Annotated in this window: 18 protein-coding genes; 2 read left to right on the plus strand and 16 right to left on the minus strand. The window is 63.8% G+C overall.

Translation table 11 applies throughout. From position 1 onward, the window contains the following. Positions 1–135: 135 nt before the first annotated feature. Together P0D70_RS16520 and P0D70_RS16525 are read left to right on the plus strand one after the other, a co-directional pair. Positions 136–3,423, plus strand: a complete 3,288-nt coding sequence (locus tag P0D70_RS16520) for a helix-turn-helix domain-containing protein (protein WP_408185296.1) — start codon at positions 136–138, stop codon at positions 3,421–3,423. 339 nt (positions 3,424–3,762) lie between these two features. Then, entirely contained in the window at positions 3,763–4,731 is a 969-nt protein-coding gene (locus tag P0D70_RS16525) for a DUF1521 domain-containing protein (protein WP_408185297.1), read from the plus strand. A gap of 201 nt (positions 4,732–4,932) precedes the next feature. On the opposite strand, the gene P0D70_RS16530 is transcribed toward P0D70_RS16525, so the two are convergent. From P0D70_RS16530 to P0D70_RS16605, 16 genes are all read right to left on the minus strand, one after another. Beyond that, complete coding sequence (locus P0D70_RS16530) at positions 4,933–5,352, minus strand: hypothetical protein (protein ID WP_408185298.1); 420 nt, start codon at positions 5,350–5,352, stop codon at positions 4,933–4,935. Next, entirely contained in the window at positions 5,349–6,671 is a 1,323-nt protein-coding gene (locus P0D70_RS16535; protein WP_408185299.1) for a FliI/YscN family ATPase, read from the minus strand. Before P0D70_RS16535 ends, P0D70_RS16530 begins: the two co-directional genes overlap by 4 nt. 11 nt (positions 6,672–6,682) lie before the next feature. Continuing rightward, complete coding sequence (locus P0D70_RS16540) at positions 6,683–8,761, minus strand: flagellar biosynthesis protein FlhA (protein WP_408185300.1); 2,079 nt, start codon at positions 8,759–8,761, stop codon at positions 6,683–6,685. Position 8,762: 1 nt separating this feature from the next. Continuing rightward, entirely contained in the window at positions 8,763–9,503 is a 741-nt protein-coding gene (locus P0D70_RS16545) for an EscU/YscU/HrcU family type III secretion system export apparatus switch protein (RefSeq protein WP_408185301.1), read from the minus strand. Continuing rightward, positions 9,500–10,222 carry an EscT/YscT/HrcT family type III secretion system export apparatus protein gene (locus P0D70_RS16550; protein WP_286161964.1) on the minus strand — a complete coding sequence of 241 codons (723 nt, stop codon included), beginning with the start codon at positions 10,220–10,222 and terminating at the stop codon, positions 9,500–9,502. Before P0D70_RS16550 ends, P0D70_RS16545 begins: the two co-directional genes overlap by 4 nt. 2 nt (positions 10,223–10,224) lie before the next feature. After that, entirely contained in the window at positions 10,225–10,500 is a 276-nt protein-coding gene (sctS, locus tag P0D70_RS16555; protein WP_408185302.1) for a type III secretion system export apparatus subunit SctS, read from the minus strand. Beyond that, positions 10,497–11,141 carry a type III secretion system export apparatus subunit SctR gene (sctR, locus tag P0D70_RS16560; RefSeq protein WP_408185303.1) on the minus strand — a complete coding sequence of 215 codons (645 nt, stop codon included), beginning with the start codon at positions 11,139–11,141 and terminating at the stop codon, positions 10,497–10,499. Before sctR ends, sctS begins: the two co-directional genes overlap by 4 nt. Beyond that, on the minus strand, positions 11,138–12,109 hold the full coding sequence (locus P0D70_RS16565) for a FliM/FliN family flagellar motor switch protein (protein WP_408185304.1): 972 nt from the start codon (positions 12,107–12,109) through the stop codon (positions 11,138–11,140). The genes sctR and P0D70_RS16565 overlap by 4 nt, the downstream gene beginning before the upstream one ends. After that, positions 12,106–13,065 carry a flagellar biosynthesis protein gene (locus tag P0D70_RS16570; protein WP_408185305.1) on the minus strand — a complete coding sequence of 320 codons (960 nt, stop codon included), beginning with the start codon at positions 13,063–13,065 and terminating at the stop codon, positions 12,106–12,108. Before P0D70_RS16570 ends, P0D70_RS16565 begins: the two co-directional genes overlap by 4 nt. Further along, positions 13,059–13,634: a hypothetical protein gene (locus P0D70_RS16575; protein WP_408185306.1), complete on the minus strand. Its 576-nt coding sequence runs from the start codon at positions 13,632–13,634 to the stop codon at positions 13,059–13,061. Before P0D70_RS16575 ends, P0D70_RS16570 begins: the two co-directional genes overlap by 7 nt. Continuing rightward, complete coding sequence (gene sctJ, locus P0D70_RS16580; RefSeq protein WP_408185307.1) at positions 13,631–14,479, minus strand: type III secretion system inner membrane ring lipoprotein SctJ; 849 nt, start codon at positions 14,477–14,479, stop codon at positions 13,631–13,633. Before sctJ ends, P0D70_RS16575 begins: the two co-directional genes overlap by 4 nt. Further along, positions 14,476–14,742 (minus strand): EscF/YscF/HrpA family type III secretion system needle major subunit, encoded by a 267-nt coding sequence (locus tag P0D70_RS16585; RefSeq protein ID WP_408185308.1) that lies wholly within the window; start codon positions 14,740–14,742, stop codon positions 14,476–14,478. Before P0D70_RS16585 ends, sctJ begins: the two co-directional genes overlap by 4 nt. A gap of 55 nt (positions 14,743–14,797) precedes the next feature. Next, positions 14,798–15,256: a tetratricopeptide repeat protein gene (locus P0D70_RS16590; protein WP_091795591.1), complete on the minus strand. Its 459-nt coding sequence runs from the start codon at positions 15,254–15,256 to the stop codon at positions 14,798–14,800. A 48-nt stretch (positions 15,257–15,304) separates the two neighbouring features. After that, on the minus strand, positions 15,305–15,733 hold the full coding sequence (locus tag P0D70_RS16595; protein WP_408185309.1) for a hypothetical protein: 429 nt from the start codon (positions 15,731–15,733) through the stop codon (positions 15,305–15,307). Then, positions 15,730–16,008 carry a hypothetical protein gene (locus tag P0D70_RS16600; RefSeq protein ID WP_408185310.1) on the minus strand — a complete coding sequence of 93 codons (279 nt, stop codon included), beginning with the start codon at positions 16,006–16,008 and terminating at the stop codon, positions 15,730–15,732. The genes P0D70_RS16595 and P0D70_RS16600 overlap by 4 nt, the downstream gene beginning before the upstream one ends. Continuing rightward, the coding region (locus tag P0D70_RS16605; RefSeq protein WP_408185311.1) for a hypothetical protein at positions 15,986–16,771 on the minus strand (786 nt) is incomplete at its 5' end. The genes P0D70_RS16605 and P0D70_RS16600, both read right to left, overlap by 23 nt.

Below are 16,771 nucleotides of genomic sequence, written 5' to 3' on the forward strand. Positions count from 1 at the left end.
CACGCCTATCTGAATGCCAATGCAAAATCTATACCCCCTTATGACATGCCACAGGTTCGCCGGTGATCTGATGACCACCACGGTGGGCAGATCTTCATCGCGCACCGTTCGTCCACAACTCTTCGAGGTGCGACCATGTCTACCAGTCCGATCAACAGTTCCGGTCCGCTTGTATCTCCTTATCCGTCCGGCCCGGCCAGCGCTTCCGTACCACCGGCTCCCGATCCGCGTGACGCGCTGGCGGGACCACCCCTGCAGCCGGCATCGCGTGAGCCTCACAGCCAGCGCGGCGCTCACAAACCGGTTGCAACACACGCGTTGCTGCAGAAGTACGCCACCAATCCGACGTTGCAATCATCGGTGGTATCGCCGGCCGCGCCGCAGTCGACCTCAACGTCGGCGACGCAATTTGCCGCCGACATGGTCGGTCGGTACGATGGCGGCGCTCAGTCACGCAACCATGGCGCCGACCTGAAGAGCGCGATGGTCCTGTGGAAGACGGCCAGGCTGGTGATGACCGGCCTGCCGCGCGACGAGGTCCAGGTCAACCAGGACCAGCAGGAGCTTGCCTCCGCGCTCGCGCAGATGGACCCGGCCACGCGCAAGCAGTTCGAGCAGCGCGCCGAGGCGTTACGCACGGTGCCGCAAGATGGCTATGAAGCGGCAAGCTCCTCGTTGCATCAGGACGTCGACCAGGAAATGCGCCGCGTCGAATCGGACCCGGTCAGTCGCATGAACGCGGTATTCAATGCGCCGGTCGGCATCGGGTTGCTGGGCGAGGACGGCCAGAAACAGATGGCCGCGTTGCTCAACGAGGCGACGAAGATGGATACGCCGGGCGCCACGCCCACCCAGTGCGAGCAGGCCTTCGCGGAAGCCGTTGGGATCAAGTCGCGGATGCAGGATCAGATTCTGCAAGAATCGCAGGACATTCATGAGGCCCAGAAGAAACTCTGGGACGCGTCCAGCGCCCGCGTGAAGCAGGTTCTCGACGACGCGGAACACTACAGGATTTCAGACGACCCGCAAGATAACAGCAAGGACACACTCCACCTGCGCACCCACTCCGACGATTCGGAGTGGGACAGCGGCACGCGGCTGCCGGCTTACGGGAAGACATTCCCGTACCAGTCGGTGATGGAGAAGCTGCTCTCGCCCGATGGCTACTCGCAGGAGGAACGTGGCCGTTCGACCGCGCGAACGCTCTCGCCCGAAGATCGCACGCGCGATCTGCTCACCTTCCAGCAGGGCATGTCGGAGCCGGGGTCGGACATTCACCAGCGCGTCACGAAGCTGGAGCAGCAGGCGCTCTCGACGATGGCCAGTCCCGGCCCCGGTCTGAGCGCTGCCACGCCGGCCACGACCCTGAGCAGCGTGGCGGCCCATCCGCCGAAGTATGATCAGAACTACGTACAGAACCTCGCGGCCGGCTATCAGGGCGCACTACAGGACACCGACAGGCAGATCCGTACGATGCTGAGGCAAGACACTGGCGGTCCTTTGGACAAGGCGCTGTACGCGATCGGCCGGTTCGTCGCGGACCTGTCGCCGATCCCCGGCATGGACTGGTTCGCCACGAAGCTGCTCGATGCCAGCTTCCCCAATCAGGGCGGGCTGACCGGTCAGCAGGTGAGGAACATCGACCTGGGGGCGATGTTCACCGGGTTGCTGCTCGGCAGGGGGGAGCCCGAGGCGGGCGAGAGCGCGCTGAAGCCGTTGCTGGGCGGGCCTGGTGAGGGCGCGATGCAGCTGCAACCAGGTCCGACGGGCAACCCGTCTTCTACGGTTCAACCGCCAGTGAGCGGCGCGACCGCAGGTCCCGCATTCACGGCCGGCGGCATGCCCGAAGCCTATGCACTCAAGAACGTGCCATCCTCGTACGGTCCATCGGCTACGCCGGGCGTGTATGTCGATACGGCCAACGGCCAGAAATTCATCCTCGCCGACCACCAGGCGTTTGCGGTGAAATACGACAAGGACAACACCACCTACCGGATCTACGACCCCGCCAATCCGACCCGTCCCACCTATCCCGTGCGTCACGATTCAGGGTCCGGGAAGTGGGAAACCCATCGGGATGTTGGGCTGCAAGGGGGCACCCCTATATCGATGGGAACGAAACTAAAAGCCAAAGATTTGCTTTGCGACGGGTGGATGCAGAAGGACGTCGCGACACTATTGGGTATCAGCCCAAACTCTGTCAGTCGCATTCAGAGCTCGTTTATTAATCCGGATCCCTGGACGATGCCGCTGTGCTCAGAACCCTTCCGACAGGAGGTCATTGCCCAACTGAACGCCGGCGCTCCGCGAGAGCAGATCGCGCGCGATAAACATATCCAACCCGAAACCGTCGATTACATCGACCAGCATTATCGCCGGGACAGGCACGCGCCTCAGCAGGCAACCGGCGCCCAACAGCCGACCGCTTCGGCCGCGCCGCACGGACGTGCATCGCCGCAACCGGGCACCTCCACTGGGGGACGAACCGATGTTCCGACTAACCTGAAGAACCCCGTCCAGACGAACATCGGGACCGAGGCCGGGAAGGTAGAAACCCCTCAGGGTCGCAACCTGAAACGCAGTATGACTTTCTCGAATGTGCCGCCGCATATAAGGCTAAAAGCTGAAGCCCTGCTTGAGGATGGGTGGACGATTATGGAGACCAGCAATGAAACGGGCATGAGCAGATCCTCCGTCGGCCGGTTGAGGACGAGTACGGACCTCTCGAGCCGCCCGGCACGGCCGCTGGCTTCCCTTTCAGTCGTATGTGCGGTCATAAGCCGGCTGGAAGCTGGCATTCCGCGAGAGCAGATAGCACACGATATGCATATCCAACCCGAAACGGTGGATCGCATCGACCAGGACATTCGTTCCCAATATAGGGCGCACCCGTCATTGCTTGCGCAATTCACGCAAGTAGATCCCAGTATCCCACCACTCGAAACTTCGACCGGGTCTGAAGGACCCGCGTCGCCGCAACCGGGCACCTCCACTGGCGGGCACACCGACCCATCGACAAAACGCCCGCGCGTCGACGCGCCACAATCCTTGGGCCCGGAAGCATTGAGATCGGAAGTGCTCAGGCAGGTCGAAAACCAGATTCCGGCTGAACAGATCGCAAAGAACCTGGGTCTGACGCCGGAGGCCGTCAACCAGACAATCGAGCGCTATGTGATGGACGAAACCCGGAAGCTGCACGAAGAGTTCCTGGCCGAACAGGCCCGTCAGCCCATCGCCGCGGCACCCACGCCAGTTGTACCGCCCGCCACCCGGCAGGACGTGATCCGTCGACTGAACAACGGACAAACGCCGGCCGACATTGCCGCTCATTCCGGTCTGACGGTGTTCCAGGTTGACCAGATCAGGGATCAGTACTTGCAGGAGGAGCTCGCGCATTTCAACGCGGATTTACTCAGGCAATAGAACACGCGACGCCGGAGCATTGAGCGCCTTCACCACTGCCTCGGCGTCTTCCTGAAATGCATCAGCCGAAAACCTTCGACTGAACTGCGGCATCTGACGCATCCGTCCACGCAATTCGACTCCCTGTGCTTATCCGGCCGTATTAGCTGAACGGATGGCACTCGCTGCCAATCCGGCGACGCCTGCGTCCCTTGATTGCGCCTGGGATCGCGTTAGACGGCTCTGTCCCTCCGGTTTTGGCAGTGGGTCGGCCTACAGCCACTAACTCACGACGGGCACCTCCTGAAAAATAGGACCACCCGAACAATTTGCATCTCATCTCTCACCCTATAAATAAGTATGCCGAACGACAATCGAATCTCTCTACCATGTCATACACGGAGCCAATTCCACACCGTCGGCGACGCGGTTCCGTCAATCTGGTCAAGCCGACTTTTTTATTTCCGGAACATCGACATGTCAACAACGACGCAAGCCCACTACAACTCCTTCGCCGTCTATAACAACGCGAACAATCATTCGCAGTTTGCAGCACAGCCGCAGCGTTTTGGCGCCAACTCGTTCAGCGCTCGCGGCCCGTCGGAACCGATGTCCAGAATGCGGGGCAACTTCTCGCAGACGTCGTTCTCCATGACCAGCCGCAACTCGCCGCACGGCTCGAGCAGCACAATCACCGCGCAATCGACGAGCATCGGCCGCGGCTATGGCCAACCGCCCGCACCGGGTTACCATCGCGGCGAGTCGTACAGCCAAAGCAATATGGCAATCAACAGCCGCTCCGTGAAGGACTCGCGCGATTGCGATCGCACGCCGCCGCGCAACGACCGCGATAGGAGTTCATCGCAAGTCAAAGTGGACGGCTTCACCGACGGCAAAACTGGCACCATTCACACCGAGCCCTTCGACTTTAAATTCTCGAAGGCCGACTCGTCGATCTCCATCACCAACAAGCAAACCGGCGTGACGAATAAAGTTTGGGGCGACCCGCATTACGATAAGCAGGGCACATTCAATGGCGCCTTGGACTTCAAAATTCCAGGCGGCCACCTCACAGTCGACCCGAAGGCAGCCAAGAACAATTCGAAGGTCTCCTACGCGGACACGGCGACCCTAAGCATGGGAAATAAGACGTACACGATCGGCAACATCAGTCAGGAGAGCAGCGCACCGCTCACCGTGCAGGAGAGCCGCGGCCGCTCCGCACCGCATGGCTACACGCTCGAGGCCACCATGGGCGCCGCCGGCTTTGTCGATCCGCACACCGGCAAAGCGCCGACGCAGGCCGATTTCAACCGCTACGCAGCGTAACTCTCCCGATTCTGGACAATACTCACCGGCGCGGCCGCAGCCCTCCGCCCGGTGAGTGAAGCGTGAGAGCCGGCCCGAGGTCGATTACCGCCCACCGTGCCAGCGTGGTTCACGCGATGCAAAGCAGCCGGACGTCCTCGAGACAGTCCGGCTTCGTTGCTTCCCGTGATCCGTGGGACCGTCTCGACAATGGACTTCACGCTATCCGCTTTCACGCAGCCGCATCAAACATTCACGAGCACGCGTATCGGCCTCCTCCTGCCGCACCGTCTCGCGTCGCCAGTTCGTCAAAGCTCGCACCACTTCCTCGCACGCTCGCGTATGCGCCGCCTCGGCTTCGGTCAGTTGCCTGCGCAACGTCGGCGTAAGCGCGTCATGCGCACGCAGCGTCGCATGCCACTGCCGGCTTGCGCTCAGATCGCGCCGGCACGACGCCAGCACCCGTAGCCGCTCCTCCGCATGCCGTTCGAGCGCGGCGATCCGCTCGGCCACCACACCCGCGGCGCGACGCTCGCCGCGGCGCGCGTCCACCATCTCCCGCAGCCGGCGCTGAACGCGCAAGCGGCGCACGCGCGCAAGCACGCGCCAGAACGCCGCCAGCCTGGCAACGCTATGTGTCATAGCGGATGAGCGCCATCGCATAGCGCATGCAACTGCATGCGCGTGTCCTCCCAGCCGCAACGCGTATCGTACGGCTGACGCAGAAAGCGCTCGATCGCCGCGCGCCGGTCGATGGCCCGGTCCGTCTCCGCGTCGTTACCACGCTGGTACTCACCTATCTGCAGCAATAGTTCGACCTCTTCATAGCGCGCGAGCCAGTCGCGCACACGGTTCGCTCGGGCCTGATGCACAGCATCGGCAACGCGCGTCATCAACCGGCTTCGGCTGCGCAGAATATCGATGGCGGGATAGTGACCGGCCGCACCGAGTTTCGACGAAAGCTGGATATGCCCGTCAAGCAGCGAGCGCGCTTCCTCGGCGACCGGATCGGACAGGTCGGCCTCATCCGCGAGCACGGTGTAGAACGCAGTGATGCTGCCCTGCGCCGTCACGCCGGCCGATTCGATCAGGCGCGGCAACTGCGCAAACACGCTGGGCGGAAAACCGCCTCGCAGCGGCGGTTCGCCGACCGCCAGCCCGAGCTCGCGCAGCGCGCGCGCATAACGCGTGAGCGAGTCGAACAGCAACAGCACGTTGCGTCCGCTCGCGCGCAGCCCTACCGCGACCTGCGCCGCGAGTTCCGCCGCCTTGATCCGTTCGGCGGCGGGACGATCAGACGTCGCGGCGATCACAATGGTCGACGCGCGCCGCCGCTCGAGGTGGTCGTGGATGAATTCGGCGACTTCGCGCCCGCGTTCGCCGATCAAAGCCACCACGACCGCATCGGTCGATGCGCCGTTGGCGATCATGCCCATGATCGTGCTCTTGCCCCCGCCGGCAGGCGCGAAGATGCCGGTGCGTTGCCCGACGCCGCAGGTCAGCAATCCGTCGACCGCCCGCACGCCGGTAGCAAACGGCCTCGTGATGACCGGCCGTTCGAGTGGATTGAGCGTCGCCCCGCTGCTGTCTTGCGCCGCGGCGCTGACGAGCGGCGGCGGCGCAGAACCACCGTCGAGCGGATTGCCGAGACCGTCGACCACGCGGCCGAGCAACCCTGCCGCGTCGAACGTGCCCCATGCCGAGCCACAACCTTGCACCTCGGTGATATCCGACAGGCCGTTCAGACCGGCAAGCGGCATGACCAATGCGCCATCGTGCGCAAACCCGACCACTTCGCCGTATTGCGCCTCCAGCGTATCGGGCCGCACGAGGCGCACCTTTTCGCCGATCCGCAACGACACACCCACCACCCGCGCGATCACGCCGCGCGCTTCGACCACCCGGCCGCGCAACGTCGGTGCGGACGAGAACACCGGCGTACTTTTCTCCAAAGACGGCATGCCGTTCCCCTTCATGCGGCACCCAGCGTCGCGACAGCCTGGACGCGGTAGACGTCGAGCGGAATCTCTTCGATGGCCAGCACCTCGACGCGCCGGCCGAAGTCGTGCAATAGCCGCGCCAGATGCGGACGCAGAATCGCGTTCGTGACGATCAACGCGATTCCGTCCAGTTCAGCCAAGAAAACCCGTTGCGCACGCTCCAGCTCTTCCACGGAAAGCACGCATTGCGGCTCACCGTCGACACCGCTTCTGATCTGCGCCTCCAGCTCGGCCTCCCATGAAGGCTCCAGCACCGCCGCGAAAATCGTCCACGAATCGAGGTCGGCGCGGCCGCGCGCGATCTGCGGACCGAGCTGGATGCGCGCCTGGCGCACCATCCGGTCAATCGTGCGCTCGCCCGCCGGCACGCGCACCACGGCTTCGAGAATCGCGCGCAGATTGCGGATCGCCACGCGTTGCTGAAGCAATTGCCGCAGCACGCTGGCGAGCTGGACGGTGCTCACAGCCTGCGCCGCCTGACCAACCAGCTCACGAAATTCGATCGACAGCTGGTCGAGCAGAAAGCGCGTCTCCTGAGTGCCGAGAAAATCAGCCGCGGAGCGCTCGCACACCTCCGCGAGGTGATCGCATAGCGCCTCGTCCACACTCGCCTTGTGGATCTCCGGATCGTCGAGCGAGGCCGCCGTCGCGCTCGGCACCCAGACCGATCTCTCCGCGCGCGGCCGATAGCCCGCAATCCCCTCGAACGTGACGCGGTTCGCGTCGCCGCTCACCAGCATATGCGCGTCGACCAGCGTGCCGCTGGCAAACGGCACGTCCTCGATATCCACGACGTAGCGCTCGGGTTCGAGCCGCGCATCGCGCAGCAGCGCGAGGCCAGGAAACGGCACGCCGAGGTCGACCATCAGCTTGCGGCGCAACTGACCGAGCCGTCGGTTCAGCGCCTCGGGCCGCAGCGCATCGAACGCGCTCAGGCCGAGTCGCAAGCGCAGTGCCGCGCTCGTGCCCAACTCGACGTCGTCGAGAATACGCGGCACGTAGTTGCCGCCGTCGCGCGTCATGCCTGGCATCAGCGCGCGTTGCGAGTTCGTGGCGACCGCGGCGTTACGCATCAGCGTGATGGCGAGCGCAAGCAGCAGGCCGCCGGCGACCATGAACTGGACATGCGGAAAACCCGGAATCACCGCTAGCGAAACACACGCGACGCCGGCCATGGCCATGGCTTTCGGATGCTCCGCCAGTTGCCTGTAGATATCACTGCCGAGATGCGCGTCGGCGCCGTCACCGGCACTCACTCTCGTGACAAGAATGCCCGCGGCGACCGAGACGATCAGCGAAGGAATCTGCGACACGAGGCCGTCGCCGACAGTCAGGATCGTGTACGTGTGCAGCGCGTCGCCGAACGACATGCCGCGCTGCGCGATGCCGACCGCCAGTCCGCCGACGATATTCACCAGCGCGACGACGAGGCCCGCCACCGCATCGCCCTTGACGAATTTCATCGCGCCGTCGAGCGAGCCGTAGAAATAGGTTTCGCGTTCGAGCGACGCGCGCAGACGGCTCGCCTGCGCAGCCGAGATCACCCCGTTGCGCATGTCGGCGTCGATACTCATCTGCCGCCCCGGAATGCCGTCGAGCGTGAAGCGCGCCGCCACTTCCGCGACGCGGTCTGCGCCCTTCGCCACGACAATGAACTGGATCGCCGCCAGCACCACGAAAACCACGAGCCCTACCGCCACATTGCCGCCCACCACCAGTTCGCCGAACGCGCCGATGATCTGGCCGGCGTGCGCATGGAGCAGGATCATTTTGGTCGAGGCGATGGCCAGCGCGAGACGCAGCAGCGTGGTGATCAGCAACAGCGACGGAAAGCTCGCCAGGTCCGCGGACTTCGACACATACAGCGTGGCGCTCAGCATCGTCAGACCGGAGGCGAAGCTCACGCAGATGAATAGATCGAGTATGAACGGCGGCACTGGCACGATCAGCAGTGCGAGGACCGCCAGAATGCCCACGCCGACGGCAAGGTCTGCGTGACGCGCAAGAAAAGCCGACAGATCGTAGCGGCTGAGAATGGAACGGTTCGACATGTTATTGACCAAGCTCCCGATGAAGCGCTCGACGCCGGCTCTTTATGTAGGGGTCGCCTTCGTCGTCGCGGTATTCGCGTTTGATTTCGTTCTTGTCCATGCGCAGGCCGCGCAGCCACAAAAAGCGCTGGATGAAATAGTCGGCAACGCTGGGCACGATCTGCGAGGCGGCCATCAAGGCCAGCAGATGCGAGTGCGACATTGCCGTATTGCCGAGATGGACCGGCAAGGAAAACGTCCATGCGGGCGCAAGCTGCCGCAGGCAGGCCTCGATGGCCTCTGCGAACAGAAGCAGCAGGATCATGAACTGGATGATCGTGAGCACGCTGTCCCACACGAGGCGCAGACTGAACATCTGCTTCAATCCATTGATCGGGTTCAGCCGCTTGAGGTCGGGCACGACGCGCTTGAATGCGAGCAGGCCGCGCGTTTGCACCAGTTCGGGCACCAGCACCGCGAGTGCGCCGACACCGAGCGTCATCAGCACCGGCGCAATGAAAGCGTAAAGCGCGCCGCCCGTCGACGCGAGCAGATCGCCGAATTCGCGCGATGCGTCCAGCGTCGTCACGTGCACGATCAGGCGGCTGCCGAGTGCGTACAGATGCGGACCCTCGATAAACAGATACAGCCACCAGCACAGGCCACTGAAGGCCACCGTCACATGCGTGCTCTTCGTGATCTGGCCGTCCATCCGCGCGCGGCGGATCCGCTTGGGAGTTGGCGCTTCGGTCTTGTCGCTCATCGCAGATGGATCACATGATCGAAAGCGACGCGCAACTGCTCGAACAACGCGGGCACGCTGAGCACGGCGGCGAAGGTCAGAACCGCGGCTTTCACGGTGCGCGCGTTCGCAAACGGATTGAGCCGCTTCGCATGCCGTGACATGAGCCCGAACGCTACGTCGACAAGCAACAGGAGGCCGAGCAACGGGCTCGCAAGCCGCACGCCTTCGGTCAGCGTGTCGGGCAGATTGCGCAGCGCCAGTTGCCGGAACACATCGAGCAGGTCGGTGCGCCATTGCCCGGGAGGCCATAGCACCCACGCATCCGTGAAGAAGCCGAACAGCAGCGGCAAACCCGGACCTGTAAACAGCATCAACGCGGCGAACTGCAGAAACAGTTGTTCGAACAACGCCGCTTCCTGCTGGAAGTGCGGGTCGTACATCGCAGCGCTCCCATAGCCGCCCTGCTGATCGAGTATCGCGCCGGCGGCGCCGGCGGCATGGAAGATCGTGCCAAGCAGCAGGCCGAGCACGGCACCGGTCGCGACTTCGACGATCATCGCCAGCAACAGGTTCGGCGGGCAACCGACCTGCTGCGGCAGCATGGCAACGGCGAACATGATCGGCAGGCGCAACTTGGTTCCTAGCGAGTCGCTCTGGCCGAAGGGAATCATGCGAAGCGCGACGGCCGGCCGGATCGTGCAGAACGCAAAGCCTTCGAGATAAGGGATATATTCCATGCTCAATGCAAGCGCCCTGCCGCGATATAGGTGAACACGTGCGCGAGGAAGCGCGCGAGTTCGCGGTTCGCCCATGGCGCGGTGACGATCAGCACGAAGCCGACGCAGATGATCTTCGCGCCATAGGGCAGGCTCTGGTCCTGGATCTGCGTGATCGACTGCAATAGCCCGATCAGCAGGCCGATAACGGTAGCCACGGCGAGCGCGGGCAACGACAACCAGAACACCAGCATCAACGCGTCGCTGGACAAGGTGGGGAGAGACGGCAGGCCGTTCATTTTGCATAGCCGACGATAAGGCTGTGCATGAGCTTCGACATACCCGACGCCGACACGAACATGAACAGCTTGAGTGGAATCGACACCGTCGTCGGCGAGAGCATCATCATGCCCATCGCACTCAGCACATTGGCGACCACCAGATCCACCACCAGAAATGCGATGTAGAGCAGGAAGCCCGCCTCGAAGCCGCTCGATATCTCGCTGATCATGAATGCCGGAATCAGCAGCTGCAAATCGGTTTCGCGCGCATCGCGCTCCGGATCGATCCGCTTCGCGGCGCTGACGAGAAACTGCCGCTCGTTGGGCCGCGAGTGCTTCAGCATGAAGTCGCCAAGCGGACCGCGCACGGCCCGCACGATTTCGACGGGGCGCGGCATGGAAGCCTGGCCGCCTTCGCCGGTATCGAGCGAGGCCTCGATCTTCGACACCGTCGGCGCCATGACCACCAGCGTCGCCGCGAGGGCGAGGCCGGAGATCACGAGATTGCTCGGCGCCTGCTGCACGCCGAGCGCCGAGCGCAGCAACGTCAGCACGATGCTGAATTTCGTGAACGACGTGGTCATCGTGACTGCGATTGGCAAAAGCCCCAGCATGAAAAACAGGAAGATGTTCTGTAGCGGATCGAACTGGTCGTTCATGCCGGCAGATCCTCCTGCGTGAGCCGTGTGACGCGCACGCCGAGCGCACCTTCGATATCGATCAATTCGCCGCGCGCAAACGGAATGCCCTGGCATAGCAGGGTGACCTTGCGCTCGCGAGCCGGCAGCCGGAACGCGACGATCGACCCTTCGCGCAAATGCGCCAGTTCGGCCACCGACAACGACAACGTGCCGAGCACCGCTTCGAAGGCGAAAGTGATCGAGTCGATCGGCAACAGTTCACTGGTGACTTCGACGGGCGGGGTTTCATCAGTCATGACATGCTCTATCAAGGTGTACTCCTGAGTAAACTTCAAAAGAATCCGGCATGTTCCAATTCGCAATGGCACACGCAGGTAAGTCGAATGACGGTCGAACAGCAATGCATCGCCCACCGCGATCCTGCGCAGCCGCGGCAGCGACAGCCACGGACCGGGCAGGCAAACCGGCAGGCGCACGTACAGGCGGTTGAGCAATGCTTCTCTCGACGGCACGGGCGGTATGCGCAGTCGCAGCCAGGCATCGACCGCCGTGCTGCGTACTGAGAAATGGGCAGCACGGCCGCTCGCCGTATGGGTGACGGCAAGGCCGTATGCGCCCTGCTCTGGCACGGCGTCGAACGCAACGCTGGTCAGGTCGATCGTGAAACCGAACAGACCTTCGAGCGCGCACAGCCAGTCATTCAACGCGTCGGCGACATGCATGAGCGCAGCCTCGCCGCGTGCGTCGATCACCGACGGCGCGAGTTCCGGCAGCAGCGCGCCGGCGTCGCATGCGGCGCTGAATGGCGCCTGGCCCGCGAAACCGGACACCCGCAGCGGATAGGACGCGCGGCACGGCTCGAACTGCAGCGTGAAGCTGCGCGTGCCCACCGACACCGCGTGTGGACTGCCGAAGTGGCGGATCGCCAGGTTGGTGCGCTCGGCGTCCGCGAGCGCGACCGTTTCCATGTCGTGCCAGAGCGTCACACCGCCTCCCGCACGAATGAACGCCGGACGACACGGACTGGGCGCGGTTTGGGTGGCGATGACGTGGGCGACGTGGGCGACGTGGGCGATGTCGCTGATGTCGCTGATGTCACGGATGTCTGCGATGTCTGCGATGTCTGCGATGTCTGCGATGTCTGCGATGTCTGCGATGTCTGCAATGGCTGCAATGGCTGCAATGGCTGCAATGGCTGCAATGGCTGCATTGGCGAAGGCGAAGGCAACATCGGCGCTGCCAACGGCGCCGCGAGCACGGCCAACGTCTGTCGCACGCCCTGCTCGATCGTGTCGAGCGCCGTACGGCCCGAACCATCGGCGAAGTCATACTCGCGCAGCACCGCCGCCACGCTGTCGCGGATCCCACGCTCCAGCGCCCGCAACTGCACTTTCAAGCCGGCGTCGATCACGCCGGACTCGGTTTCGACGACGCACGAGCGAGCCGGCAGTCCCGCATCGGCGAGCACGCTGCATAGCGGCGCGCCGAGGTCCTGCTCGAGGGCGGCGATCAGGCGCACCGCGTCATCGAACTCGGCCGGTGCCACGCGGACCGACACAAGCCGCTGCGACTGCGCGACCGTAATCGAGCGGCGCAATTGATGCTTCAACGCGGCCGACGGCGGCAGTTCGCCGACAATGTCGCTCACCGCGCCGAGCACGATCTGCGTGAGCCTCTCTTCGAGACGATGGGCGGCGAATGCCACCGCGCTCGTGCGTCCGACATGTTCGCGCAGCGCTGCCGCCGTGCCGGCCGCGTGGCCATGACGCCACGCGCGGCGCTTGAGTTCGCGCACCCGCGTGCCGAGGCGGCGGCGCTCGTGTGCCGCCTCCGCTGCACGGTCGGCATCGACTGCGCGCAGGCCGTCGAGCGACGCCAGTTCATGCGCGCTCAGATGTCCGTCCGATTCGATGCGCCAGGCACCCAGTCGACATATCAGCATGGATGCGCTCCCATCAGACGGCGCGCCTCGGCGACCAGCTCACGCGCTTCGGCGGAAGATAAATTGCTCACGCGATAACGCGACGCGGTTTCCGACATCTCGCGCGGCAAGCGCAGGCTCCACCAGAATGCGTAGCGCGAGTCGGCGGTGGCTTCGAGCGCGACTGCGAGGCCGACTGCCGTCATGTCGCGCCGGCTGAATAGCGACGGCGCCGGTTCGACGAGCAGATCGGCAGTCTGCGCACGCGGGTGCCGCTGAATCGCACCGAGCAGGCGCGGCGCAATTCCCGCCGCAAAGGCGGCACGAGCCTGCGCGGCGACCACGCGGCGCAGCGAAGGCGCGAACGCAAGCGCGGCGACGATCCGGCACAGCCGCGCGCAAGCCGGCCGCGGCCAGATCGGCAGCGCGGGCGGCACGTCGGCCAGCGCCACCTGAACCAGTTGCGGATAGCTTCCAAACAGAAACGCATGCGCGATGCGCGCGGTACGTTCGTCGCGGATCGGCTTGCCGTGTTCGAGCCAGCTGTGATGCGCCCAATAGGCCGGCGCACAGGTGTAGGCGCGCCTCATGCCTGGCCTCCGGCGTGCCTGGCGCGCTCCGAACGCGCACTTGTGTCCGACACTTCGGCGCCCTTCTTCGGCTTGAACCATGTGCGCCTTCCCGAGCGCCACAGCCAGATCGAGCCGCTCATCAGCGCCACGAGCAAGGCCAGCACGCCCAGCATCGCCGTGGCACGCGACGGCGTATAGCCGGCGCTCTGCGCGCAAGTCGTCGCGGCGACCGCGCCCGCTGCACTGGCGACGCCGTCATCCGCCGCGCAGTCGGCGGGAAGGGTCAGCACCGGCGTGACCGCGACGAGCGTCAGCGATACGCGTGCCGGCGTCAGCCCTTCGACACCGCCCGCGACCAGCGCGCGAATCCGGTCGCGCATCGGTTCGAGGTTGTAGTCGCTGCGATAGCGCATCATCACGGAAGCCGACGGCAGTGTGTCCTGCGCCGGATCCATGGGATCCTTTTCCGGCAGCACGATATGCACGCGCGCCAGCAGCACGCCGTCCATTTTTTCGAGCGTCTCGGAGATTTCCTGCGAGAGCCCGTACACGTAGCGGACGCGGTCTTCCTCAGGGCTCGAAATGAGTCCCTGGCGGCTGAACAGTTCACCGAGATTCGGGTGGCCGCCGCGCGGCAGCGCATAAGCGCTCGCCAGTTCGGTGGCGACCACGGCATCGGCGTCGTCGACCGAGATGTTCCAGGTGCGGTCGGGGTTGCGCTCCTTGTAGCCGTTGATGCCGTGATGGCTCAGCGCGGCGACGATATGGTTCGCCTGGTCCTCGTCCAGGCCTTCGAAAAGCGAGGTTCTGCAGCCGACGAGGAGAAGCAGCACCGGCAGCAGGATCAGGGCGCGGCGCATCATTTTTGCGTCAGATTGTCGATCGCGTGGCTGATCTTCTCGGCGACGTTCGTCACGAATTGCACCCGCACGTTGAAATTAATCATGTCGGCCTGCAAGTCCAGCATCTGCAGGGTCGATAAGCTGCCGGATGCGCGATGATGCAGGTGTTTGGTCACCTCGTGCTTCGATGCGTCGTAGCCGTCCTGCAGGTCGTTCAGCAAACGCTCGTACATCGGGTGTGCGTCGCCCGACCCGAGAGTGAGCTGGGGAGTGGCGGCAGGCATGGCGGACCATGCATCGACTGGCGCCGGCAACGGAGTAAAAGAATTGGTAGTCGTGTCAATGGCCGCCTCGAATAGTTAGTCGTTCAATCGTTGAAAACAAAGCCGCGCCGTGCGTAGTCTGTGCAGCGCGCGCGGCACGGGTGTAAGGCGCGCATTCGGGTAGCTTCAGCAACGCCGTTGCCATCGAAAACGCATTAGGATCCTCGTCGTTTGGCACCGCCATCAGCGTTCGTGTGCCGAGTGCGTAATGACCTTCAGCCAACTGGCACGCACCCAGCCATGCGCATGCCACCGAGCTGTCCGGCGCGAGATCCACCGCCCGACCGAGCAGCCGGGAGGCAGCGCGATAGTTCGCCTGATTGAGTTCCACCAAGCCAAGCCCGATATACGGGAAGGCGCGCTGCGGATACAACAATCCCAACCGCCCGAACAGAAAGCGCGCCTCGTCGAAACATCGATGAGCACAGGCATAGTGGCCAATCGAAATGAGTAGTTGCAACGTGTCGTCCTGCATCTGCAATAGCTCCGGAAGACGCCGCGAGGGCGCCTTCGCACCGCTTTTTTAGGAGGTCTTAAGTGCGCCCGCGGCCTCAGTTGCCACGTGACCAGCGTCCGAGATCATGTTGATAGCCAGCGAATGAGTTGTCTGGACGTCCGACAATGCCGCCTGCGCGTCCATCATGGAGGCAGGACCCGGAGCGCCGCCTTGTCCGCCTTGCGCGCCTTGTCCACCTTGCGCGCCCTGCCCGCCCGCCTGCGTCGCTTGTTGCGAATCGGCTTTAGCCGCGTTCGCCGCTGAATTAAACTTATCGACTGACTTCAGATAAAGCTCCTTGACTAGGTTTTTAACGCTGTCGACCTTAAAGTCGCCGCTAAAAGAACCGTCCCCACCACCGCCATTGCGGTTAAATACCGAGTTGACGCCACCGCCGCCTGCGGTGTGGGGATTGATACCCGGGTTCGGTTGGACCAGCGGATTTACACCATTCATGATTTCTCTTCCTTAAGGTTGTCGCGCGCATTTGCGAAGTTCACACTTCGCTCCACAACTTGCCGAGCCGCGTGCAAACACTCGACAAGCAAAACCAGTTCTTTTTGCAACTCCCGTGAAGCAGTTGGCATTGCGCTGTTCAGGCAGCCGATCTCATGCGTCAGGCGGGCGACGAGTTCTTCTCGACCGGCCCCTCCGGGTTCAGCGAGCCTCTCCTCGATAGAAAGCTCGCCAAATGAACCCGGCGTACTTCTAACGGCATCTTTCCGTGTCATGGGCGGTACTCATAAAAAATTCGTAGATCGAACCATCGTCGAGCGTCACCTCTGCCGCACAGGCCGAGATCCGCGTGATTCTCCCGACAGGCAATCGCGCACCGGCGAAATAGCGCTGACCTTGTGCATCGGTCAGCCAGGCCGCGTGACTGCCGGCGAGAAGATTCATTCCCAGTGCCTCGAGAGGCACGCGCACCTTTCCACCCTCCAGCGAGTGGCCGGGGAACGTGAGCTCGCGCAGCCCTTCGATCTCGGCGCGCGCCAGCCTCGCGACACGTGCGTAGTCCCACGACTCAGGCGACACGAACCCCGGCGCGCCAGGCAGTACCACGGTGAACGCACCCGGCTCGGCGGCCCGCACCTCGGCGCCGCGGTAATAGCGCGCGAGAAAATCGCCGACCTGGTCCTGCAATTGCGAAAGCACGATCACGCGCATGACCGGCGCCCGCTGCCGTGACCACGCCCGCGCGGTCAGCGCGGACAGATCCGCGGGCGACTGCACGTAGCCCTCGTAGACGAGCGCGCCGGACTTCGGATCGGGATGCGTCTTAACCAGCCGGAACGTGTCGTCGATGCGCGGTGCGTGCGGCCTGCCCGTCATCGGATTCGACGTGATCCACGCAAGCAGCGCGAAGGCGACCGGCGCCGCAAAGACCGTCGCCTTCGCAACGGGCGACGCGTCGGACCAGCGTTTCGCGCAATAGGCGAGCGGCGCATGGCGCAATAGATAGGCGCGCTCGGCGTGGCCCGCCATCGTCGGAGT

Source organism: Paraburkholderia sp. RL17-381-BIF-C (assembly GCF_046026435.1).
Lineage (GTDB): Bacteria > Pseudomonadota > Gammaproteobacteria > Burkholderiales > Burkholderiaceae > Paraburkholderia.